We start from the raw sequence: 19,028 nt of genomic DNA on the forward strand, positions 1-19,028 counted from the left end.
ACGCAATCTCCAGACAGTACACACAACACTTACGAACGAAGAGTTGAAAGAATGACGCAGCCGACCGTTCTGGTGCTTCCCGGTCTGGGCAACTCCGGCCCCGATCACTGGCAAAGCTGGCTGGAAGGCCGTCTGCCGGCCCTGACCCGCGTCGATCTGGGCGACTGGGACGCGCCGGAGCCGGACCGCTGGGTGGAGCGGCTCGACGCCGCGGTCCGTGCCGCCCCCGGTCCGGTGGTGCTGGTCGCACACAGCCTTGCCTGCATCCTCGTCGTCCGCTGGGCCGCCACCGAAGGCAGGACGGAGACGGTCGCCGCCGCCCTGCTGGTCGCCCCGCCCGACGTCGAATCGCCCCGGACCGTGCCGACCGATCCCCTGCCCTTCCCGGCGGTGGTGGTCGGCAGCCGCAGCGATCCCTACTGCACCGCCGCCCGCGCCTGCGGCTTCGCCGCGCTGTGGGGGGCCGACTTCATCGACGCGGGCGAGGTCGGCCACATCAACGGTGCCAGCGGCCATGGTCCGTGGCCGATGGGAGAAACGCTGCTGAAGGACATGCTGGCCCAGATCTAACCTCCCCTTGCCGCTGCGGGCGAAAGGGTGCGACACAGGGGCGTCGTCGCGCGCCCGCCAGCGGATTGGAGCTTATGACCGGTCTTCCCATCGTCGAGGCCGCCCCGGCCAAGCTGAACCTCTACCTGCATGTCACCGGCCGGCGCGCCGATGGCTATCACGAGTTGGACAGTCTCGTCGCCTTCGCCGAGTTCGGCGACAGCATCGCCCTGACGCCGGCTGCGGCCCGGGTCGCCCTGCGCGGTGCCGACCTGCCGCCGGCCGGCCCGCGTCTGGCCATCGCCGGTCCTTTCGGCCCGGCCCTGATGGGCGAGAACCCCGCCACCAATCTGGTGATGCGCGCCGCCCATGCCCTGGCCGTCCGGCTGGGGCGCGAGGCCGACGTGATGATCGCCCTGACCAAGGCGCTGCCGGTCGCATCGGGAATCGGCGGCGGATCGGCGGACGCCGCCGCCTGCCTGCGGGCGCTCGCCCGGCTGTGGGGAGTACCGCCGGACGACGCGGCGCTGTTCGCGGTGGCCGCCGGGCTGGGCGCCGACGTGCCGGTCTGCGTCGCCGGGCGAAGCTGCTATTTCGGCGGCATCGGCGATGAGCTGGACGAGGCGCCGGACCTGCCGGAAACCCATGTGGTCCTGGTCAATCCGAATGTCCCGGTGCCGACCCCGGCGGTGTTCAAGGCGATGGCCGCCGCCCGCGCCGAAAGCGGCGGCGCCTTCTCCGCCCCTGCCCGCTTCACCCGCAAACCGGCCGACGCGGCCGACCTCGCGGCCTTGCTGCTGGAGCGGAACAACGACCTGACCGCCCCGGCCCTGACGGTGGCGCCGGTGATTGCCGACGTTCTGGTGGCGCTGGAGCACAGCGCCGGCTGCCTGCTGTCCCGCCTGTCCGGCAGCGGCGCGACCTGCTTCGGCCTCTACGCTACGGCGGAAGCCGCCAACTCCGCGGCCAAGTCCATCGCCGTGGCATCGCCCGGCTGGTGGGTCAAGCCGACCCGCCTGCTCCCGACCCCGGCCGGCGCCCCCGCCTTGCCGAGCGGCATCGTCGCCGATCCGGCGGCAGCCGTCCCGCCGCCCCCAGTCCCCTTTCCGGACACCGGCGGCTGGGGCGTGGGCTGAGGAGGGCTCCCCCAGGGCTCCCCCCAGGGCTCCCCCCAGGGCTCCCGAGGGCTTACGCCCGCATGTAGCCCCAGCCGTCCGCCTGCGCCTCGGCGACGTCGAGGACGCCGGCGGCGACCACCGTCAGCCCCTCCGCGCTCCGGCCGGTCTTCGCCAGCGTGTTGCCGCAGACCCGCAGGAGCCGGTCGGTCTCATCATCCGGGCTGTCGAGGGCCGCGGCGACCGCACCGGCATTGACGACGATGCGCACCTCCGCATCGGGCCGCGCCTTCAGCAGGTTGCGGGCATTGTTCCGCGCCCGCTCCAGCGCGGCCGGGGTGGGAGCATGGATGACCAGCCGCAGGGGAGACGTCATGTCCGTCACTTCCTCTTCGCCGCATCATGGAAGGTGAAGTCGAACAGCGCATCGACATCCACCGGTTCGGTGATCTGGGCCAGCGTCTGCTGGAAGGCCTGCATCTGCTTGGTGGAGTCCAGGATCACCCGCGGGTCGTCGACGAAGGTCGTCGCGTCCGAGGTCAGCGCCGCCCGCATCACGTCGCGTTCGACCAGCCCCTTGCCGATGATGTCGGTCACCAGTTCCGCCGTGCGGTCCGGGTTGGATTTGGCGAAGGCAGTGGCGCGGATGTGCAGCTTGACCAGCTCGGCCACCGCGTCGCGGTTTTTGGCGATGGCGTCCTCCGTCACCACCAGCACCGCACCCGGCTGCTTGGGAAACATGCTGCCGGCCTTGGCGATGATGGCGGCATCCTGAAGACGCGACTGCACCAGCGTCAGGATCGGCTCCAGGATCGAAGCGCCGTCGATGGCACCGGTCAGCAGCGCCTGCTGCAAGGGCTGTTCGCCCATGCCGACGATCTCGATGTCTTCCGCGGGGATGCGGGCGATTTCCGCCATCCAATAGCGCAGCACCGTGTCCGGCACCGATCCGGCGGGCAGCGAGCCGATCTTCGGCCGCCGGCCGTTGGCGGCGCGGAAGGCTTTGACCCCCTCGGCCGGGCTGGCGACGCCGGCCATCGCCTTCACCAGCGGGCCACGGCCGATCAGCGCCACCTGATCGATGACGTTGGCGGCGACGACCTTCAGCTTCACCCCCTTCGAGCGGGCGATCATCGCCGGGCCGATGCCGACATAGGCGACGTCCAGCGTCCCGGACGCGAGCGCCTGGATCATCGCCGGCCCCGACTGGAAGCTGGTGGTTTGCAGAGCAAGCCCGGCATCCGCGGCCCAGCCCTCGCCCGTCAGCACATAAAGCTGCGTCATCGGGATGATCGGGATGTAGCCGACCCGCAGCCCCGTGGCCGCGAAGGCCGGTAGCGGCAGCGACGCTGCAACGGTGGCGATGCCCAAGGCCGCCGCACCCAGCAGAAGCTCGCGCCGGCTGACGTCGGGGGCGGTCGGACGGTCGGAATCGATAAACTGGCTCGGCGGGATCTGCGGCATCACGGTCTCCTTTTGCCGCGCCAGCCTAGTGGGACCGGCCGCAAATTTCAATTCACGGCCAGTCCCGACAGGAAGAACCCCGATTCAACACTGCACATTTGTTTTACCGTCAGGCGGGCAACCGGCGACGGACCGGGCGGATCAGCCACAGGTTCAGCGCCAGACTGACCAGCGCAGCACCACCGATCACCCCAGCCATCGGCATGGCGGTGCCATCGGCCATCAACCCGACCGCCCAGCCCGACAGCGCACCGGTGCTGAATTGCAGCATGCCGGCAAGCGCCGACGCGGTGCCGGCCATCTGCGGGAAGGACTGCAGCGCTCCGGCCATGGAGTTGGCGAAGCAGAACCCGGTCACCGACATGAACAGGAACAGGCAACCGACCAGCCCCCACAGCCCGCCCCAGCCGCCCAGCACGCAGGCGACGAGCAGGATGCCGGTGGCGGCGGCCAGCCAGACGCCGATCCGCAGCATCACGTCCGAGCCGAAGCGCATCACGGCGCGGCTGTTCAGCGTGTTGACGATAATCATGCCGACGATGTTCAGCCCGAACAGGAAGCCGTAATTCTCCGGCCGCACGCCGAACAGCTCGATGTAAACGAAGGGCGAGCCGGAGATGAAGGCGAACATCCCCGCATAGATGAAGGACGATCCCACCGCATAGCCCAGGTAACGGCGGTCGGTCAGCAGCTTGCGGTAGGCTTCTCCCAGCACCATCGGGCGCAGGCTGGTGCGCCGCGAGTCGGGATGGGTTTCCGGCAGGCTGGCAAGCGCCAGCAAAGCGACGATGCCGAAGGCGGCCTGGGCCCAGAAGATCCAGCGCCAGTTCGCCCACACCAGGATCTGGCCGCCGATCAGCGGCGCGATGATCGGGGCGGCACCCATCACCAGCATCATCATCGACAGCACGCTGGCCGCCCGGTCGCGCTCGAAGACGTCGCGGATCATGGCGCGGACCAGCACTGGCCCGGCACAGGCCCCCACCGCCTGCACGAAGCGCCATGCCGCCAGATGGCCGACATCGACGGTCAGCGAACAGCCGACGCAGCCGATGGCGTAAAGCAGGATGCCGGTCGCCACCGGAATCCGCCGTCCGAACCGGTCGCTCAAGGCCCCCCACAGCAACTGCCCGACGCCGAACCCCAGGAAAAAGGCCGACAGGGTCCACTGCACCTGATCCTGCGCCGCATGCAGGTCCCGGCCGATCGCCGGCATGCCGGGCAGATACATGTCGGTGCCCATCGGCCCGAAGGACATCAGCACGCCCAGCGCGGCGATGAAGAACGGGCTTTCGGCAGGCGAACGGGAACGGACGGCGGCAAGGCGCGCGAGCATCGGGAAATCCGGATATGAATGAATGGGGGAGTCGGCCGGACGGAATCCGCAGCTTTTAAGCTGATCCCTTCATTGCTCGACGCAAAGTTCTGTCTCGGCATGGCAGCCTTGAGTAAGCCGCGACGTAACGACGCCGCGACAATCTGGGTTCTGGTCGAATCACCGAAGTCACAGCGCAATAAAATTCTGGTTCGCCCCTGTGATCCATGCCTAACATTGAAACCGGATCACAGGCTTCCACTCAGCCAGAGGCCGCGCCATGCCGCACCCCACCCGCCGGTCGGTCCTGTCCCTCGGTGCCGCCGGCACCGCCCTGGCGCTGTTTCCGCACCACGCGCATGCCGCGGCCATCCAGCCCGGACTCGTCTATGCCGCCGGGCAGAAATTCGACAAGAGCTTCAACGAGGGCGCCTTCACCGGGGCGGAGCGGTTCAGGAACGCCACCGGCATCGCCGTCAGCGAATATCTGCCCGCCACGCCCGTACAGTTCGATCAGGCGGCGGCCTCGCTGCTGCGGCGCGGGGTGACCGACTTGGTCGCCATCGGCTTCTATTACGCGACACCGCTGGCGCGGTTGGCCCCGGCGCACCCGGCGGTCCGCTTTACGCTGATCGATGCGGTGGCGGAGGGGCCGAACATCCGCTGCGTCACCTTCAAGGAGCAGGAGGGATCGTTCCTGGTCGGCGTGCTGGCGGCGCTGGCGTCGAAAAGCGGGACCGTCGGGTTCATCGGCGCACTCGACATCCCCCTGATCCGCAAATTCATCGCCGGTTACGAGCAGGGCGCCCGCCATGCCCGCGGCGACATCAAGGTGCTGGTGAATTTCGTCGGCACCACGCCGGCCGCCTTCAACGATCCGGCCAGCGGGGCCGAGGTGGCGCGCAGCCAGTTCCAGCGCGGCGCCGACGTGGTGTTCGCCGGGGCCGGCGTCTCCAACTTCGGTATCTTCGCCGCGGCGAACGAGGCAAGGCGGCTGGCCATCGGCGTCGACAGCAACCAGAACTACCTCTATCCCGGCTCGATCCTGACCTCGATGCTGAAGCGGGTCGATCTGGCCGTGGAATCGAGCTTCGAGGCCGCCCGCCAGGGCCGATGGACCGCCGGCACGGTTGCGCTCGGCCTTGCCGAGTCCGCGGTCGATTACGCGCTCGACGAAAACAACCGCGATCTGGTGACGACCGCGATGGTGGAGGCGGTGGAGGCCGCCCGCCGCGGCATCGTCTCCGGCCGCATCCCGGTGGCCGACGGAAGCTGAACCACGATTATGCCGGCGCCTCGAACGGCTGCCAGCCGCGGGCGCCGGTCAGGTCGGCGCCCTTCAGCGTGGCGAAGCTGGTCTTGATCGCGGTCAGGTCGGTGCCGCGCAGCACCACGCCGGCTAGGCTGGCGTCGCGCAGGTCGGCGCCGTTCAGCCGTGCCTTGGCGAAGCTGGTCGGCCACAGCCGGCTGCCGTCGCCACTGAGGTCCACCTTGCGGAATTTGGCGCGCCACAGCTTCGCTCCGGCCAGATTGGCACCTTCCAGATTGCAGCCAGACAGGTCGGCACTGGTGAAGTCGGCGTCGCGCAGGTCGCTATAGGACAGATCGGCCATCATCAGCTTGGCGCCTGAGAAATCGGCCCCGCGCAACCCGCAGAACCGCATCACCGCCCCGCACAGCAGCTGGTTGGCAAAGTTGTAGCCGCGCAGATCGACCCGCTGGAGCTGGATGCGGTCGCCGCCCTTGCCGAGTTTGTCGACCCAGATCTGATGCTCGGCGATCAGCTCGCTCATCCGCGCCGCGGTGGTGGTCAGGCCGGTGCCGTCAACATCGATGCCGTGCCGCTCCAGCGCCGTACGCAGTTCATCGTTCAGCCGGGCGCCGCACATCAGCACGCCGTCCAGCGTCGTCTTGCGCATGGTCGCCCCGGTCAGGTCGGCCCCGATCAGGATGGCGCCGCTGAGGTCGCTGCCGGTGAGGTCGGCGCCGGACAGGTCGCTGCCGCTGAAATCGCACTGCGCCATCCGGCAATCGGTCAGCACCGCCTCGGACAGGGTGCAGCCGACGAAGGTGGTGGTGCCGTCGGTGTTGCCGGCGGCCCGGAACTCGCCGCTGTCCAGAACCATGCCGCGACGGAGGTCGGCGCCCTGGAGGTTGGCGTTCTGCAGCCTGGCGCCATCCACCCTGGCGCCGCGCAAATCCGCCCCCTGCAACTGCGCCCCGGTCAGGTCGGCCTTCGACAGGTCGGCGCCATACAGATCCGCCTTGGACAGCAGGGTACCGACCAACCGCGCCCGTGTGAGGCTGGCGCCGGTCAGTTTGGCGCCCGACAGGTTGACGCGGTTGAGGCCGAGTCCGGCCAGATCGTAGAAGCTGAGGTTGGCGCGCCGCCCCTTCCCGGCCGGGTCGCGCAGAAGCCACTGCTGGTGGCGCACCAGCGCATCGCGAACCGCCCGGAGGTAGCGTTCATCCATCATGCGGCGCGTCGTTGCCCCGGCATTCCCGTCCCGGACACGCTGTCCCGGACTGTTGGCGTGCTGGATGTTACCGAAATCGGTTGAATTCCGGAAGGTGCCAGCCGTCGCACCTTCGCTGGATCGGCAAGAATCTTTGGTTGCAGGGATATTTCCGGTCCGACATAGGCCGGCCCGCCGGTCACGACCGCGTGATCGGATCACCCTACGGCTTGGGTAGGAGAAATGGCGACCCAATATAGTGGGCTCAGAACACCGACCATCTGCATGGGAGACCGGCGGCATGCCCGAATCGGACAAGACAGCATCGACCAAAAGCGAACAGGAGTGGAAGCAGGACCTGTCGCCCAACCAGTTCAAGGTTCTGCGCGAGCACGCCACCGAATATCCGGGCACCAGCCCGCTGAATGACGAGAAGCGCCAGGGCGTTTACCGCTGTGCCGGCTGCGGCCAGCCGCTGTACGCCAGCGACACCAAATACGAAAGCGGGTCGGGCTGGCCCAGCTTCTGGGAGCCGCTGCCGGGAGCGGTCGAAACCTCCACCGACTACAAGCTGGCCTATCCGCGCACCGAAGTTCATTGCGCATCCTGCAAAGGCCATCTCGGCCATGTCTTCGACGACGGGCCGCGGCCGACAGGCAAGCGCTATTGCATGAATGGCGTCGCCATGAGCTTCGAGCCCGAAGAAAAGTCCGGCTGACCGGCAGAACTATGACCGGCCGCCGGCTTTCCTTCGCCTGTTCGGCGTCCGGTCATAAACCCTAATAAAAAAGGCGGGTTTGCCCCTATTTCGGCTAAAAATGACAACCCCGGCACGGAGCGCGATGGTATGATCCGCTCCGTGCGACGGGTTGTCGCGAGGGCGTCGCCGCCCTTCGCCGGTCGTGGCACCATGCGTCGACGGACCGGCGCAGGCATTCGGTGCGGCTGGCGGAGGGCGAATGGTCATTTCGGCCGAATTCCTGGGGATGCTGCTTCTGATCGCCAGCGCCGCCGCGCTCGGACTTTCCATCGTCGTCGATGTCGGCCGCGTCAGCGCGGAAAAGACCCGCGAGGCGATGAACCAGCGCCAGTACGACAAGAAACGCGCCGCACTCGCCGAATGGCGCCAGAAGACGGAGCGCAAGCGCGTCGATCTGACGACCCTGCAAGCCCGCCTGACCGAATTCAACGGCCGGCGCCAGAAGGCGTTGACCGAGCTGCGCGCCCTGGAATTCTCCAAGATCGAACTGGTCCACGAACTGGGCGACCAGGACAGCGACGGCGACATCTATTGGGCGCAGCTGGCGGTCGGTCCCAATTTCAACGAGTTGGATCGCAAGGACATCGTCTTCTCGCGCCAGATCTGGGAATACCGCAACGTCGCCCACATCACCGCTCCGTCCGCCGAACTGGCCCATGGCACGGTGCGGACCAGCTTTTCCCAGCGCAACGGCGTGATCTGCTCTCCCGTGGTCCCCCTGGCACTCGCTCCCGACCCCGAGGTCGAGGCTGACGCGGCATGATCGAGGGATGCAGGAGGGGGACGGCGCCATGACCGGCATGATGTTGTATTTCGCGCTGGGCCTGATGGTGCTGACCGTCCTGTCCAACCGCTACTGGCGCCGCCAGCTGGTCGTGACGCGGATCGCCATGTCCAAGCTGAAGGAGAAGGTGGAGGACGTGACCAAGGAGGTCGCCGACGTCGCCTCCGACTATGCCCAGCTGGCGCACCACTATGCGGACATGGAAAAGCGCGTCCAGAAGGCGGAGATCGACATGCAGGCCGCCATTCTGGAACTGGACCAGAAGAAGTCGGCCCCGATGCAGCGCTATGTCGTCTTCGACCGGAACGAGCCGCGCCCCGGCCGTTTCTGGGAGGTCGCGGTGCGCTGCCACCCTATCGGCGTCAGCCTGTCCGACCAGCGCGGATATCGCGGCTGGACCGGGGTGCGCCGCTTCCTGCTGATCGCCGACGGCGAGCGCGAGGCCCGCGAACGGGTCGCCGCCCGCTATCCCCGCAAGGCCGGTTTCGAAATCGTCGAGGTCGCCGGCTGCCGCCTGAACGGCCTGACCGTCAACCGCATTTCCGAACTCAGCACCTTCCGCAAACCGACCAAGCCGGAGGAGGACGGCGCAGCAGCCGCCCGCCCGCAACGCCGGACCTCGCCCGCCCAGTCCTGAATCCGTCTCCCCTTTCCAACGTTCCCTTTTTCGTTGCCCTTTCCCGTCGCCGGCTGCGCCCTATCTGCTGTCGGGCCATGCCAAGACGTGCCCTGAAACGACCAAGACCGAACCCTTGGGTTTTCGCCCCTCTCCTGTTCATGCCGCTTCTGGGCGCCTGCTCCGGCCCGCAGATCGTCGATGCGCTCACCCCTCGGTCAGGCTACACCGTCACTACCGACCTGCCTTTCGCCGACGATCCGCGCCTGCGGCTGGATCTCTACCGGCCCGACCGGCCGGCGCCGGGGGCGCCGACGGTGGTGTTCTTCTATGGCGGCAATTGGGAGACCGGCGACAAGGGCATGTACCGCTTCGTCGCCCAGGCGCTGACCAGCCGCGGCTACAGCGTCGCCATCCCCGACTACCGGCTCTATCCGCAGGTGCGCTACCCGGAGTTCCTGCGCGATTCCGCCGCAGCGGTGGCCTGGGTCCGGCGCCACGGCGCGGAACACGGCGCCCAGCCCGGACCGGTTGCGGTGATGGGCCATTCGGCAGGCGCCTACAACGCCCTGATGTTGGCGGTGGACCGGCGCTGGCTTGCCGAACAGGGGCTCGACCCCGCCCGCGACCTGCGCGCCGCGGTGGGGCTGGCGGGGCCCTACGACTTCCTGCCCCTGCAGAGCGGCATGCTGAAGGACCTGTTCGGCCCGGAGAAGACGCGGCCGGACACCCAGCCGATCACCCATGTCGCCGCCCCGCTGCCGCCCCTGCTCCTCGCCACCGGCACCGCCGACGAGACGGTCCTGCCCCGCAACAGCCGCAATCTGGCGGCCAAGGCCCGCGAGGTCGGCGGAAGCGTGCGCACGGTGGAGTATGACGATATCGGCCACATCCGCATCGTCGCCGCCCTGGCCGCGCCCTTGCGCTGGCTGAATCCGGTGCTGGACGATGTCGATGGTTTCCTGAAATCGCTGCCGCAAATCGGAAGCTGATCAATCCACGACAGCCTGGAACATGTATCCCATGCCATGGACGGTGACGATGCGGGTGGGGTCGGCAGGGTCGTGCTCCACCACCCGGCGCAGGCGGCGGACCAGCCGGTCGATGGAGCGGTCGTACGGCACCGAATCGCCGCGCAAGGTCAGGTCGAGAAGGTCGTCGCGGCTCAGCACCCGACCCGGATTCTCGACGAAGGCGGCGAGCAGCTCGAATTCGGCGGAGGTGAGACGCGCGTCCTCCCCATCGGGACCGCGCAGCCGGCGCTTGTCCAGATGAAGCTCCCACCCGTCGAACCGCTTCACCCGCCCGCCGGCCGGCCTGGTCGGCTTGACAATGCGGCGCAGCAGGCTGCGGGTGCGCGCCAGGATCTCGCGGGGTTCGAACGGCTTGGTGATGTAGTCGTCGGCGCCCAGTTCCAGCCCAATCAGCCGGTCCATGCGGTCGGACCGTCCGGTGATCAGGATGATGCCGATGTTGGAGGTCGCCCGCAGTTCCCGCGTCACCGCCAGACCGTCCTTGCCGGGCAGCCGGATGTCCAGCAGCAGCAGATCGACCCGCCCACGCGCCAGCAGCGCCGACAGCTGGTCGCCGTCCCGCGCCAGCATCACCCGATAGCCCTCCCCTTCCAGGTAGGCCTTCAGGGTCTCGCGGGTGATGGGATCGTCGTCGACCACCGCGATGGTGTGCATTGTCCCCCGTACCGGATTGAGACGGGTGGCGGATTGTCTGCCACACCCAGCACCGAAGCTATCGGTTCCGGCAATTTGACACAAGCTGGAGTGTAACGGAACTGCGACAGACATTGGCGGATTGTTCCACCCCGCCACAGTGGCCGATAGGGACAATCGCAGACGATCTTGCCAGCAGGTCGGGACAATGCCACATTTGTCCCCATGACAAACTGGACTCCGAACCTGGAGGGCCGTCCCGGCCCGCTTTATCGCGTCATCGCCGACGCGCTGGCCGACGACATCGCGGAGGGCGTGCTGCCCACCGGCACGCGGCTGCCGACGCACCGTGACCTCGCCTTCCGCCTCGGCGTGACGGTGGGAACGGTGACGCGCGCCTATACGGAGGCCGAGAAGCGTGGGCTGATCGGCGGCGAGGTCGGCCGCGGGACCTTCGTCCAGGGACAACGTCCGCCAACCACCCCCCTGCCGCTCGGCTGGCCCCCTGCCGGAGAGATCTCGGCGGGTCCCGCCATCGTCAACATGACCACGGTCCATCCCGAACATGCCGTGGCGGTGCAGACCTTCGGCCAGACGCTGTCCGCCATCGCGGCATCGGGACATGCGGCGAAACTGATCGGCTATGGCCCTCATGCCGGCCTGCCCGACCACCGTGCCGCCGCGGCGTCCTGGCTGGAGCGCCAGCACCGGGTAAAGGCGACGCCTGAGTCGGTGCTGCTGACCACCGGGGCGCAGAACGCGCTGGCGGTGGCACTGGCCGCCGTTGCCCGTCCCGGCGACGTCATCCTGGCAGAGCGGCTGACCAACATCGGCACCAAGGCGCTGGCCGCCACCCAGGGCTATCATCTGGAAGGCGTCGCCATCGACGAGCATGGTCTGGTGCCGGACGCCTTCGACAGCGCCTGCCGCCGGCTGGGGCCGAAGGCGGCCTATCTGGTGCCGACCCTGCAGAATCCGACGGCGGTCGTCATGCCCGCCGCCCGCCGGCGCGAGATCGTCGAGATCGCTCGCCGCTATGGCGTGATCCTGATCGAGGACGACGTGTTCGGTTTCATGGTGCCGGATGCCGTGCCGATCCAGACCATGGCCCCCGACATCACGCTCTATGTGTCCAGCGTGTCGAAGAGCCTCGCCGCCGGCCTGCGGCTGGGCTTCGTCGTGGCTCCGGCGGAACTGCGCACCCGTGTCGAGACCGCCATCCGGGCCCTGCAATATTCCGCTCCCGCCCTGCCGGCGGAGGTGGCCACGCGCTGGATCCAGGACGGCACCGCCGACCGCATCGTCGCCACCCAGCGGGAAGAGGATCTGGCGCGCCAGCGGCTCGCCCGCTCCATCCTGCCGGCCGAGACCGTCTATGGCCACCCGGCGGCTCAGCATCTGTGGCTGGTCCTGCCCGAACCCTGGCGGCGCGAGGACTTCATCGGAGAAGCACGCCGCCGCGGGGTGATCGTCACCGGTGCCGACGCCTTCGCCGTCGGCCGCGCCAGTGCCCCCCATGCGGTGCGTATCGGCCTGTGCATGCCGCGCAGCCGCGACGAGGCCGCCCGCGGCCTGCGCGCCCTCGCCGATGCGATCGACGCGCCTGCAGCTGCGATGCTGTCCATCGTCTGACGGGGGCGCGGGCACGGCGGCGATATGTGAGCGCCGCTGGGTAAATCCTGCCGCCCCGCCGGTCCAAACCTGCCGCCCGGCACCGATGAGCCTGTCATAGACCCTTTCAAGTCAATGACTTAGCTCTGGCCCGCATCCTGCACACCCCTTGATTGTCATTTCCTGACGGGAATGTGGAACGAGGGGAGCGCACCATGGTCAGCCTGTCCAGTTACGCCGATGTCGGCAGCATGGCCCAGAGCCTGCAGCAGTCGATCGACGCCGCGGTCAAGCGCGTGCAGCAGCAGGCAACGGGCAATGGTGGCGCGACCGGCAAGGTCCAGGAGTACGAGCAGACCGTCAACAAGTCGGCGATGAATGCCGCACCCTTCGCGACAAGCATCGGCACTCTGATTAAGGACACCAGCCGGCTGAACGTCTTCAGTTCGCTGGCCTCCAACGATCCGGCCGATTTCTACAAGTTCAACGTGCCCACCTCCGGCGCCGTGACGTTGGGGACGGTGGGCGATGCCGGCGTCCGGCTTCAGCTGATGGACCGTAGCGGCAAGGTCGTCGCCGACAGCAACAAGGATGCCGGCGCTAGCTATGACGCCTTCCAGAAGCTGAAATCCGGCCAGATGACGCTGGACAAGGGCGACTACACCCTGCGTGTCGCCCGCGACAAGGATGTCCCGGTCAAGGATGCCAAGAGCTACGGCGTCCAGCTGCGCATGGGCAACTACAGCAAGGACTACGACACCATCGCCAAGCAGCCGGCCAAGGGCGACAACCCCTTCGGCGGCAACACCAAACTTCAAAGTCTGGCCTCGATCCTGGGAGCGGGCAGCGCCTCGCTCAACCCGTCGGCGATGCTGCTGGGCGGGTCCGGCGGCAGCTATGGCGGGCGCGGGTCGCTGCTGAACGCGCTCCTGTGATCGCCGCGCGCCTCAGACCAGACGGTCGCGCCCCGATTCCTTGACCAGCAGAACCGCCTGGGTGCGGCTGCCGACGCCCAGCGCCTTGAGCACGCCGGTCACGTGGGTCTTCACGGTGGACAGGTTCAGGCCAAGCCGCCCGCCGATCTCCTGGTTGGACAGGCCCTGGGCCAGCAGGTCCAGAACCTCCAGCTGGCGGCGGGTCAGCCCGTCGAAGATGCTGGGAGCCACGGCGCGCGGGGTCCCGGCAGCCGCGTGGGACGGTGCGCCCGGCATGCCCAAGACCGGCGGCACATAGGATCCGCCTGCCATCACCAGCCGCAGGATGTTCACCACCAGGACATCGTCGGTCGATTTCGGAATGAAGGCACGGACGCCGCGCGACAGCACCGCGCGCATTTCATCGGGCGACTCGATCATCGAGAAGATGGCGACCGGAACAGGCGCCACGCGCTTGACCAGCGCCTCGACATCCTCCAGCCCGCCGAGACCCGGCATGCGCAGATCCATCACGATGAGGTCGAACGCGGTCCCGCCGTCCTGCATCGCGCCATCGAGGATGGCGTTCAATTGGCTGAAGCTGGTGGCGGCCACCACAGTGGCCTGCTCGTCCAGTTCACCCACCAGATGGGTCAAGCCGCTGCGGACGATGGAATGATCGTCGGCGATCAGAACCTGCATGTAACGTCTCGGACCGAAGATGCCTTGGGTACCGTATCGTCATACGCTGACGCAACGGTCCGCGCTACCTCCTTCGCACATCCGGCACCTTTGTTCCATTGCCGCGATGCCTGGAAGGATTGCAGGCGCCCGCGGGGGAGAGGCGGTCGCCCCTCCCCCCTTCTGCCGTTCAGGAGATCTTGATCATGATCTGGGCACGGCGGTTCGACGGCTCGCGCACGTTCGGACCGGTCGGGACCATCAGCTGGTTCTCGCCGACACCTTCGATGGTGATGATGTTGGCCGGCGTGCCATGCTTGATCATGGCCTGCCGCACCGCCTCGGCGCGGCGGAGCGAGAGCTTCTGGTTGTAGGACGGCGCGCCCGAGGTGTCGGTGTGGCCGATCACCTGGATGCGGACGGCGCGTGCCCGGCTGGCTCCGTCGGCGGCATCGGCGATGATCTTGTCGGAATTCGGCGTGATGACCGCCTTGTCCCAGTCGAAGAATACCTGATACTCGCTCTGCGGCTGGGCGGCCATCGGCGGGGCAGCCGGGGCCGGGGCGGCGATCGGCGTCGCACGCTCGGGACCGCCGAAGGTGTAGCGCAGGCCGGCCAGGATGGTGTGGTTGCGGTACTCGCCCTTGGAGGTCACCGGGCCCAGTTCGAACTCCGGATCGACGGTGGCGAAATACCGGTAATCCAGCGTCAGCGCGACATTGTCGTTGATCGCATAGGATGCGCCGATGATGCCCTGATAGGCGAAGACCCAGTCGCGGTCGCTGGCGCCGTTCAGCGACTGCTTGACCCCGGCGATACCGGCACCGGCACCGATATAGGGGGTGATCGGCAGGCCGATGTTGATGTCGTACAGCAGGTTGCCCATGAAGGCGACCGAGCTCATCCTGCCGCCCAGTCCGTTCAGGGCGGGGGTGGCGCTGCTGGTGCTGTCGACGCTGTTGCGCCACCGCCAGGCGGCCTCCAGCTCGGCACGCAGGCCCATCGCGGTGGCGTAGCCGACCGACAGGTCGCCGATGCCGCCGATCTTGAATTCCTCCTTCAGGCCCAGGCCGGGAGCCGGATAGCTGCTGAGGTCGGCATCCTCGGTCCAGTTCACGCCGGCCCCCGCACCGACATAGAAGCCTTCCGTACCGGCGAAAGCGGCGGTCGGGATGGCCAGCGAAGGAAGGGCGACGGTCAGTGCCGTGCCCAGCAAAATCCCACGCATCGTCATGTTCTTGTTCCCATCGTTGACGGCGTTGGTCGATCGGGACATCCCGGCCTGCGGCGAAATGCGTGACAGAACGGGCTCCGGCCCCGACAATGGATACGGATCGGCAGCTTCCAATCCTGCTGCCGCACGCCCATTTTCCCTGTTGCAGATTTGCCTCAGCCGGCTCAGAGGCATTTCCTCACGCGATAACAATAGCTTGGACAGACACCGCGATGCTTTCTACCCCGGACGGTTCGGTCGAATACCCCCTCTGCACCACTCCCGATCCCGGCGGCTGGCAGGAGGTTGCGCCCGGTGTGTTGTGGATCCGCCTGTCCCTCCCCTTCCAACTCGACCACATCAATGTCTGGGCACTGGACGGCGGCGCCCTCGGCTGGACGCTGGTCGATTGCGGGCTCGGCGATCCGCGCAGCCGCGCGGTGTGGGAGGTGCTGCTGCGCGATGCGCTGGGTGGGCGTCCGGTGGAGCGGGTGGTCGTCACCCATTTCCATCCCGACCATATCGGCGCCGCCGCCTGGCTGGTGGAGCGGACCGGCGCCGGCTTCGCCACCTCGCTGACCGAATGGCTGTTCGCCCGCACCCTGTCGGCCGGCAACGATGCCGCCACCGACGCGGTGGTCGAGCAGTTCTATCGCCGCTGCGGCCTGGAGGAGGATACGCTGCAATCGCTGCTCGCCCGCAAGGGGGCCTACAGCCGCGGCGTGCCCGCCGTGCCGGCGACGCTGACGCGCCTGCGGGCCGGCGACCGGCTGCCGGTGGGCGACCGCCACTGGACGGTGATCGGCGGCAGCGGCCATACGGCGGAACCGGTCAGCCTCTACCGGCCGGCCGGCGGCGGCAGCCCGGACCTGCTGATTTCGGGCGACCAGATTCTACCCCGCATCAGCCCGAACATCAGCGTCTGGCCGTCCGAGCCGGACGCCGATCCGCTCGCCGACTATCTCGCCAGCCTTGGGGGATGGAGCGTCCTACCGGCGGACACGCTGGTCCTGCCCTCCCACGGCCGCCCCTTCCGCGGCCTGCACCGGCGTGCGGAGGAATTGGCTCTCCATCATGGGGAGCGGCTGGCCGAGATCGAGACGCTGTGCACGGAACCCCGGACCGCCGCAGCGGTCACACGGGCGCTGTTTCCGCGCCCGCTCGACCCGCAGCAGATGCTTTTCGCCGTGGGCGAGGCGGTGGCCCACCTCAACCACCTGATCCGGCAGGGGCGGCTGGAGCGGGTCACCGGACCGGCTGGCAAGCCGGCGTCGCTTTCGTCGGCCGACCTCTACCGCCGGCCGGCCGCCATCGCAGCGGCCTGACGGCGGTCACTCGGTGACGATCTCGAACTCGTGCGGATCGAGCAGCGTCGCCACAGACAGGGTTTTCAGCGTCTTCGGGTCGTCGGTGCGCTTCATCTGGGCATGCTGGGTGCCCATGCCGTCCTTACGGATGGCGATCACTTCCCAATAGCCGCCGCTGGGGGACAGCTTGCGATAAATCTGTCCCTCGACCACCTCGCGCTTCCTGCGCATTTTCGTTCTCCAAAACCCGTCCCATGCCGGCGACCGTCACAGTCGCCGCGAAGGGCGCCATTGAAGCACAAAAACCCCCTGCCGTGGCGAGTGTCCGTTCGGTGACCCTTTGCCGATGCCGCATTTGCGTTGTTGCGACGCAGCACGTCCGGGGCACCCCCGATGACCCTTTGCCGCAGGGCTCTTTCAGAGTGGAACTAAAGGCGCGGCTGTGGGTTCATAGCGGTCATGAACACCGATCTCGACGTGCTTGTCTTCGCGACCCGCCTGGTTGATGAACTGGGTGAAACCGCGATTCGAATGAGCCGCGTTCGTCTTGTCGAACTCACGGCCGCCAACCACACCCGTGCCGCCGCCTTCTGGCGGGAGGTGATGGGCACATGCGAACGGCTGCTGACCGAGAGGTCGGGCCGGCGCGTGGCGACCGGGCTCTCTTCCCAGGCAATTGCCGCGGCGCAGCCAGCCATGGCCCAGCACCGTGTCGCCTATGTTCCCCGACCTATTCCCTGACCGGCTCATTCATCAAGCCCGGGCATTTCTTTAAATCCTCAAAGAAAAAGGGCCGGCACAGAGTGCCGGCCCTTTCGCGCGGAACGCAGAAGCGTTTCGCTTACTTCACTTCGGCGTACTGGCCGTTGTGCCACTTGTACCAGACATAGGCCGGGCTGGTGACGTCGCCCTTGGCGTCGAACCCGATCTTGCCGATGACGGTGTCGTAGCTGCCCTTGCGCATGACGTCGGCAACCTTGGCAGCGTCGGTCGAGTTCGCCTGCTTCACCGCGTTCGCCCAGATCTGGAGAGCGGCGTAGGTGTACAGGGTGTAGCCTTCCGGCTCGTAGCCCGCCTTGCGGAACTTCTCCACGACGGCCTTGGCGTCCGGCTTCTCGCGCGGATCCGGACCGAAGGTCATCATGGTGTCCTCGCCGGCGTCGCCGGTGATGGCCCAGTACTCGTTGGTCACCAGCGCGTCACCCGACACGATGATGGCCTTCAGGCCCTGGTCCTTCATCTGGCGGGCGATCAGGCCGGCCTCGGTGTGGTAGCCACCGACATAGACGGCGTCGATGTTCGCCTGCTTCAGCTTCGACACCAGAGCGGAATAGTCCTTCTCACCGGCCGTGTAGGCTTCGTAGATGGCTTCCTTCTGGCCGCCGGCGTTCAGCGCCTTCTGCGTCTCGTCGGCCAGACCCTTACCATAGGCCGACTTGTCGTGCAGGATGGCGATGTTCTTGCCCTTGTACTTGTCCAGCAGATACTTGCCGGCGATCAGGCCCTGCTGGTCGTCACGGCCGCAGACGCGGAAGACGTTCTTCAGGCCCTGCTCGGTCAGCTTCGGGTTGGTCGAAGCCGGGGAGATCTGCAGCATGCCTTCCTCGGCATAGACCTGGCTGGCCGGGATCGACGAGCCCGAGCAGAAGTGACCGGCCACGAACTTCACACCGGCCTTGGCCAGCTGGTTGGCGACGGCCACGGCCTGCTTGGGATCGCAGGCGTCGTCGCCGACTTCCAGCTTCAGCTTCTGGCCCAGAACACCGCCGGCGGCATTGATGTCCGCGACGGCCTGCTCCATGCCCTTCTTCATCTGCTCGCCGAAGGTGGCGTACTGGCCGGTGATCGGGCCGGCGGTGGCCACCGCGATGTCGGCCTTGGCGGCCGTGGCGGAGAGCGCGGTCGCCGCGATCGCGGCGAGAAGGGACAGCTTGAATTTCATGGGTGTGCTTGCTCCCTGTTCTATGAAGTGGTCCCTGTTGCAACATACCCCCGGCCCTTTCGGGCCTTGCCGCCGGGTCCCCTCCGGCGGGTTCCAGAATACCATACCTCGAGTGGCGCACAGTGCGACAGTTTCGCGGGCACCAATCAGCCGTACGGTCTAATTCCTTATGTCTAGTCGCACCTGCTTAACCGGCCCTGCTCAACCGGTGATGCCGGTGCGGTCGCGCCAGGCGAACGGTCCCGCGCGCTCATAGAGCCACGGATACTGGTTGACCATGCGTCGCGCGATGGCGATGCGGTGTGCGGTGAGCGTGATCAGGCCGATCACGACGGTGTGGACGATGAAGCCCCACAAGGACAGCAGCTGCTCGCCGAACAGGCCCCAGGCAAGGAAGCGGTCGCCCACCCCCAGCAGCAGCGAGTAGGCCAGCACGCTGGAGACCGGCTTCCACCCCTCCGCCAGCGTCTGCCCGGTCAGAACCCCGCAGCCGCCGAACACCAGCACCGTCAGGAACACGAACACCGGAAGCGATGAGCCGAGGATCGTTTCCATCTCAGTGTCCCCCTTCCAGATAGGCCGCGCGAACCTCCGGGTCGGCCAGCAGCTGCGCCCCGGTTCCCGTCATCGTGAT

Annotated in this window: 21 protein-coding genes; 11 read left to right on the forward strand and 10 right to left on the reverse strand. The window is 67.5% G+C overall.

Features of this window, described 5'->3' with window-relative positions; all coding sequences use genetic code 11:
• Positions 1-51: 51 nt before the first annotated feature.
• Together GBZ48_RS08820 and GBZ48_RS08825 are read left to right on the forward strand one after the other, a co-directional pair.
• Positions 52-570 (forward strand): RBBP9/YdeN family alpha/beta hydrolase, encoded by a 519-nt coding sequence (locus tag GBZ48_RS08820; protein WP_174470691.1) that lies wholly within the window; start codon positions 52-54, stop codon positions 568-570.
• A 74-nt stretch (positions 571-644) separates the two neighbouring features.
• On the forward strand, positions 645-1,685 hold the full coding sequence (locus GBZ48_RS08825; protein WP_174470692.1) for a 4-(cytidine 5'-diphospho)-2-C-methyl-D-erythritol kinase: 1,041 nt from the start codon (positions 645-647) through the stop codon (positions 1,683-1,685).
• A 52-nt stretch (positions 1,686-1,737) separates the two neighbouring features.
• On the opposite strand, the gene GBZ48_RS08830 is transcribed toward GBZ48_RS08825, so the two are convergent.
• From GBZ48_RS08830 to GBZ48_RS08840, 3 genes are all read right to left on the reverse strand, one after another.
• Complete coding sequence (locus tag GBZ48_RS08830; RefSeq protein ID WP_211105681.1) at positions 1,738-2,040, reverse strand: DsrE family protein; 303 nt, start codon at positions 2,038-2,040, stop codon at positions 1,738-1,740.
• A gap of 5 nt (positions 2,041-2,045) precedes the next feature.
• Complete coding sequence (locus GBZ48_RS08835) at positions 2,046-3,128, reverse strand: ABC transporter substrate-binding protein (RefSeq protein ID WP_174470694.1); 1,083 nt, start codon at positions 3,126-3,128, stop codon at positions 2,046-2,048.
• 109 nt (positions 3,129-3,237) lie between these two features.
• Positions 3,238-4,464: a Bcr/CflA family multidrug efflux MFS transporter gene (locus tag GBZ48_RS08840; RefSeq protein WP_174470695.1), complete on the reverse strand. Its 1,227-nt coding sequence runs from the start codon at positions 4,462-4,464 to the stop codon at positions 3,238-3,240.
• A gap of 259 nt (positions 4,465-4,723) precedes the next feature.
• Between GBZ48_RS08840 and GBZ48_RS08845 the strand changes: the two genes are divergently transcribed.
• Positions 4,724-5,719, forward strand: a complete 996-nt coding sequence (locus tag GBZ48_RS08845) for a BMP family lipoprotein (RefSeq protein ID WP_174470696.1) — start codon at positions 4,724-4,726, stop codon at positions 5,717-5,719.
• A 7-nt stretch (positions 5,720-5,726) separates the two neighbouring features.
• Here GBZ48_RS08845 and GBZ48_RS08850 read toward each other — a convergent pair whose 3' ends face one another.
• The gene (locus GBZ48_RS08850; protein ID WP_174470697.1) at positions 5,727-6,920 is read right to left on the reverse strand and encodes a pentapeptide repeat-containing protein; all 1,194 of its coding nucleotides are present in this window, start codon (positions 6,918-6,920) and stop codon (positions 5,727-5,729) included.
• 280 nt (positions 6,921-7,200) lie between these two features.
• On the opposite strand from GBZ48_RS08850, the gene msrB reads away from it, so the two are divergent.
• The 4 genes from msrB (at position 7,201) to GBZ48_RS08870 (ending at position 10,051) form a co-directional block, all read left to right on the forward strand.
• The gene (gene msrB / locus GBZ48_RS08855; RefSeq protein ID WP_174470698.1) at positions 7,201-7,617 is read left to right on the forward strand and encodes a peptide-methionine (R)-S-oxide reductase MsrB; all 417 of its coding nucleotides are present in this window, start codon (positions 7,201-7,203) and stop codon (positions 7,615-7,617) included.
• Positions 7,618-7,858: 241 nt separating this feature from the next.
• A complete protein-coding gene (locus GBZ48_RS08860; protein ID WP_174470699.1) occupies positions 7,859-8,422 on the forward strand; it encodes a hypothetical protein in 564 nt (187 codons plus the stop codon).
• Positions 8,423-8,450: 28 nt separating this feature from the next.
• The gene (locus GBZ48_RS08865; RefSeq protein WP_109491109.1) at positions 8,451-9,080 is read left to right on the forward strand and encodes a hypothetical protein; all 630 of its coding nucleotides are present in this window, start codon (positions 8,451-8,453) and stop codon (positions 9,078-9,080) included.
• Positions 9,081-9,220: 140 nt separating this feature from the next.
• Positions 9,221-10,051: an alpha/beta hydrolase gene (locus GBZ48_RS08870; RefSeq protein ID WP_174470700.1), complete on the forward strand. Its 831-nt coding sequence runs from the start codon at positions 9,221-9,223 to the stop codon at positions 10,049-10,051.
• Here GBZ48_RS08870 and GBZ48_RS08875 read toward each other — a convergent pair whose 3' ends face one another.
• Complete coding sequence (locus GBZ48_RS08875; RefSeq protein ID WP_174470701.1) at positions 10,052-10,747, reverse strand: response regulator; 696 nt, start codon at positions 10,745-10,747, stop codon at positions 10,052-10,054.
• 204 nt (positions 10,748-10,951) lie between these two features.
• On the opposite strand from GBZ48_RS08875, the gene GBZ48_RS08880 reads away from it, so the two are divergent.
• Together GBZ48_RS08880 and GBZ48_RS08885 are read left to right on the forward strand one after the other, a co-directional pair.
• Positions 10,952-12,358 (forward strand): aminotransferase-like domain-containing protein, encoded by a 1,407-nt coding sequence (locus GBZ48_RS08880; RefSeq protein WP_174470702.1) that lies wholly within the window; start codon positions 10,952-10,954, stop codon positions 12,356-12,358.
• A gap of 194 nt (positions 12,359-12,552) precedes the next feature.
• Positions 12,553-13,272 carry a hypothetical protein gene (locus GBZ48_RS08885; RefSeq protein WP_174470703.1) on the forward strand — a complete coding sequence of 240 codons (720 nt, stop codon included), beginning with the start codon at positions 12,553-12,555 and terminating at the stop codon, positions 13,270-13,272.
• 12 nt (positions 13,273-13,284) lie between these two features.
• Here the strand turns inward: GBZ48_RS08885 and GBZ48_RS08890 are convergent, their stop codons facing one another.
• On the reverse strand, positions 13,285-13,953 hold the full coding sequence (locus GBZ48_RS08890; protein WP_174470704.1) for a response regulator transcription factor: 669 nt from the start codon (positions 13,951-13,953) through the stop codon (positions 13,285-13,287).
• 169 nt (positions 13,954-14,122) lie between these two features.
• On the reverse strand, positions 14,123-15,166 hold the full coding sequence (locus GBZ48_RS08895) for an OmpA family protein (RefSeq protein ID WP_174470705.1): 1,044 nt from the start codon (positions 15,164-15,166) through the stop codon (positions 14,123-14,125).
• A 212-nt stretch (positions 15,167-15,378) separates the two neighbouring features.
• On the opposite strand from GBZ48_RS08895, the gene GBZ48_RS08900 reads away from it, so the two are divergent.
• A complete protein-coding gene (locus GBZ48_RS08900; RefSeq protein ID WP_174470706.1) occupies positions 15,379-16,470 on the forward strand; it encodes an MBL fold metallo-hydrolase in 1,092 nt (363 codons plus the stop codon).
• Between the two features lie 6 nt (positions 16,471-16,476).
• Here GBZ48_RS08900 and GBZ48_RS08905 read toward each other — a convergent pair whose 3' ends face one another.
• On the reverse strand, positions 16,477-16,683 hold the full coding sequence (locus GBZ48_RS08905) for a hypothetical protein (RefSeq protein ID WP_042696427.1): 207 nt from the start codon (positions 16,681-16,683) through the stop codon (positions 16,477-16,479).
• A 228-nt stretch (positions 16,684-16,911) separates the two neighbouring features.
• Between GBZ48_RS08905 and GBZ48_RS08910 the strand changes: the two genes are divergently transcribed.
• Positions 16,912-17,193, forward strand: a complete 282-nt coding sequence (locus GBZ48_RS08910; RefSeq protein WP_174470707.1) for a hypothetical protein — start codon at positions 16,912-16,914, stop codon at positions 17,191-17,193.
• Between the two features lie 100 nt (positions 17,194-17,293).
• Here the strand turns inward: GBZ48_RS08910 and GBZ48_RS08915 are convergent, their stop codons facing one another.
• Positions 17,294-18,394, reverse strand: coding sequence for a branched-chain amino acid ABC transporter substrate-binding protein (locus GBZ48_RS08915; protein ID WP_109096193.1), 1,101 nt, complete (start codon positions 18,392-18,394; stop codon positions 17,294-17,296).
• A 201-nt stretch (positions 18,395-18,595) separates the two neighbouring features.
• Entirely contained in the window at positions 18,596-18,949 is a 354-nt protein-coding gene (locus tag GBZ48_RS08920; protein ID WP_174470708.1) for a DUF6867 family protein, read from the reverse strand.
• Between the last annotated feature and the right edge of the window lie 79 nt (positions 18,950-19,028).

Source organism: Azospirillum melinis, from assembly GCF_013340935.1.
In the GTDB taxonomy this organism is placed as follows: Bacteria; Pseudomonadota; Alphaproteobacteria; order Azospirillales; family Azospirillaceae; genus Azospirillum; species Azospirillum melinis.

What these genes read in the sequence shown, in the direction of transcription:
- GBZ48_RS08820 (WP_174470691.1), top strand. Translation starts at nt 52, where the DNA reads ATGACGCAGCCGACCGTTCTGGTGCTTCCCGGTCTGGGCAACTCCGGC.
- GBZ48_RS08825 (WP_174470692.1), top strand. Translation starts at nt 645, where the DNA reads ATGACCGGTCTTCCCATCGTCGAGGCCGCCCCGGCCAAGCTGAACCTC.
- GBZ48_RS08830 (WP_211105681.1), bottom strand. Translation starts at nt 2,040, where the DNA reads ATGACGTCTCCCCTGCGGCTGGTCATCCATGCTCCCACCCCGGCCGCG.
- GBZ48_RS08835 (WP_174470694.1), bottom strand. Translation starts at nt 3,128, where the DNA reads ATGCCGCAGATCCCGCCGAGCCAGTTTATCGATTCCGACCGTCCGACC.
- GBZ48_RS08840 (WP_174470695.1), bottom strand. Translation starts at nt 4,464, where the DNA reads ATGCTCGCGCGCCTTGCCGCCGTCCGTTCCCGTTCGCCTGCCGAAAGC.
- GBZ48_RS08845 (WP_174470696.1), top strand. Translation starts at nt 4,724, where the DNA reads ATGCCGCACCCCACCCGCCGGTCGGTCCTGTCCCTCGGTGCCGCCGGC.
- GBZ48_RS08850 (WP_174470697.1), bottom strand. Translation starts at nt 6,920, where the DNA reads ATGATGGATGAACGCTACCTCCGGGCGGTTCGCGATGCGCTGGTGCGC.
- msrB (WP_174470698.1), top strand. Translation starts at nt 7,201, where the DNA reads ATGCCCGAATCGGACAAGACAGCATCGACCAAAAGCGAACAGGAGTGG.
- GBZ48_RS08860 (WP_174470699.1), top strand. Translation starts at nt 7,859, where the DNA reads ATGGTCATTTCGGCCGAATTCCTGGGGATGCTGCTTCTGATCGCCAGC.
- GBZ48_RS08865 (WP_109491109.1), top strand. Translation starts at nt 8,451, where the DNA reads ATGACCGGCATGATGTTGTATTTCGCGCTGGGCCTGATGGTGCTGACC.
- GBZ48_RS08870 (WP_174470700.1), top strand. Translation starts at nt 9,221, where the DNA reads ATGCCGCTTCTGGGCGCCTGCTCCGGCCCGCAGATCGTCGATGCGCTC.
- GBZ48_RS08875 (WP_174470701.1), bottom strand. Translation starts at nt 10,747, where the DNA reads ATGCACACCATCGCGGTGGTCGACGACGATCCCATCACCCGCGAGACC.
- GBZ48_RS08880 (WP_174470702.1), top strand. Translation starts at nt 10,952, where the DNA reads ATGACAAACTGGACTCCGAACCTGGAGGGCCGTCCCGGCCCGCTTTAT.
- GBZ48_RS08885 (WP_174470703.1), top strand. Translation starts at nt 12,553, where the DNA reads ATGGTCAGCCTGTCCAGTTACGCCGATGTCGGCAGCATGGCCCAGAGC.
- GBZ48_RS08890 (WP_174470704.1), bottom strand. Translation starts at nt 13,953, where the DNA reads ATGCAGGTTCTGATCGCCGACGATCATTCCATCGTCCGCAGCGGCTTG.
- GBZ48_RS08895 (WP_174470705.1), bottom strand. Translation starts at nt 15,166, where the DNA reads ATGACGATGCGTGGGATTTTGCTGGGCACGGCACTGACCGTCGCCCTT.
- GBZ48_RS08900 (WP_174470706.1), top strand. Translation starts at nt 15,379, where the DNA reads ATGCTTTCTACCCCGGACGGTTCGGTCGAATACCCCCTCTGCACCACT.
- GBZ48_RS08905 (WP_042696427.1), bottom strand. Translation starts at nt 16,683, where the DNA reads ATGCGCAGGAAGCGCGAGGTGGTCGAGGGACAGATTTATCGCAAGCTG.
- GBZ48_RS08910 (WP_174470707.1), top strand. Translation starts at nt 16,912, where the DNA reads ATGAACACCGATCTCGACGTGCTTGTCTTCGCGACCCGCCTGGTTGAT.
- GBZ48_RS08915 (WP_109096193.1), bottom strand. Translation starts at nt 18,394, where the DNA reads ATGAAATTCAAGCTGTCCCTTCTCGCCGCGATCGCGGCGACCGCGCTC.
- GBZ48_RS08920 (WP_174470708.1), bottom strand. Translation starts at nt 18,949, where the DNA reads ATGGAAACGATCCTCGGCTCATCGCTTCCGGTGTTCGTGTTCCTGACG.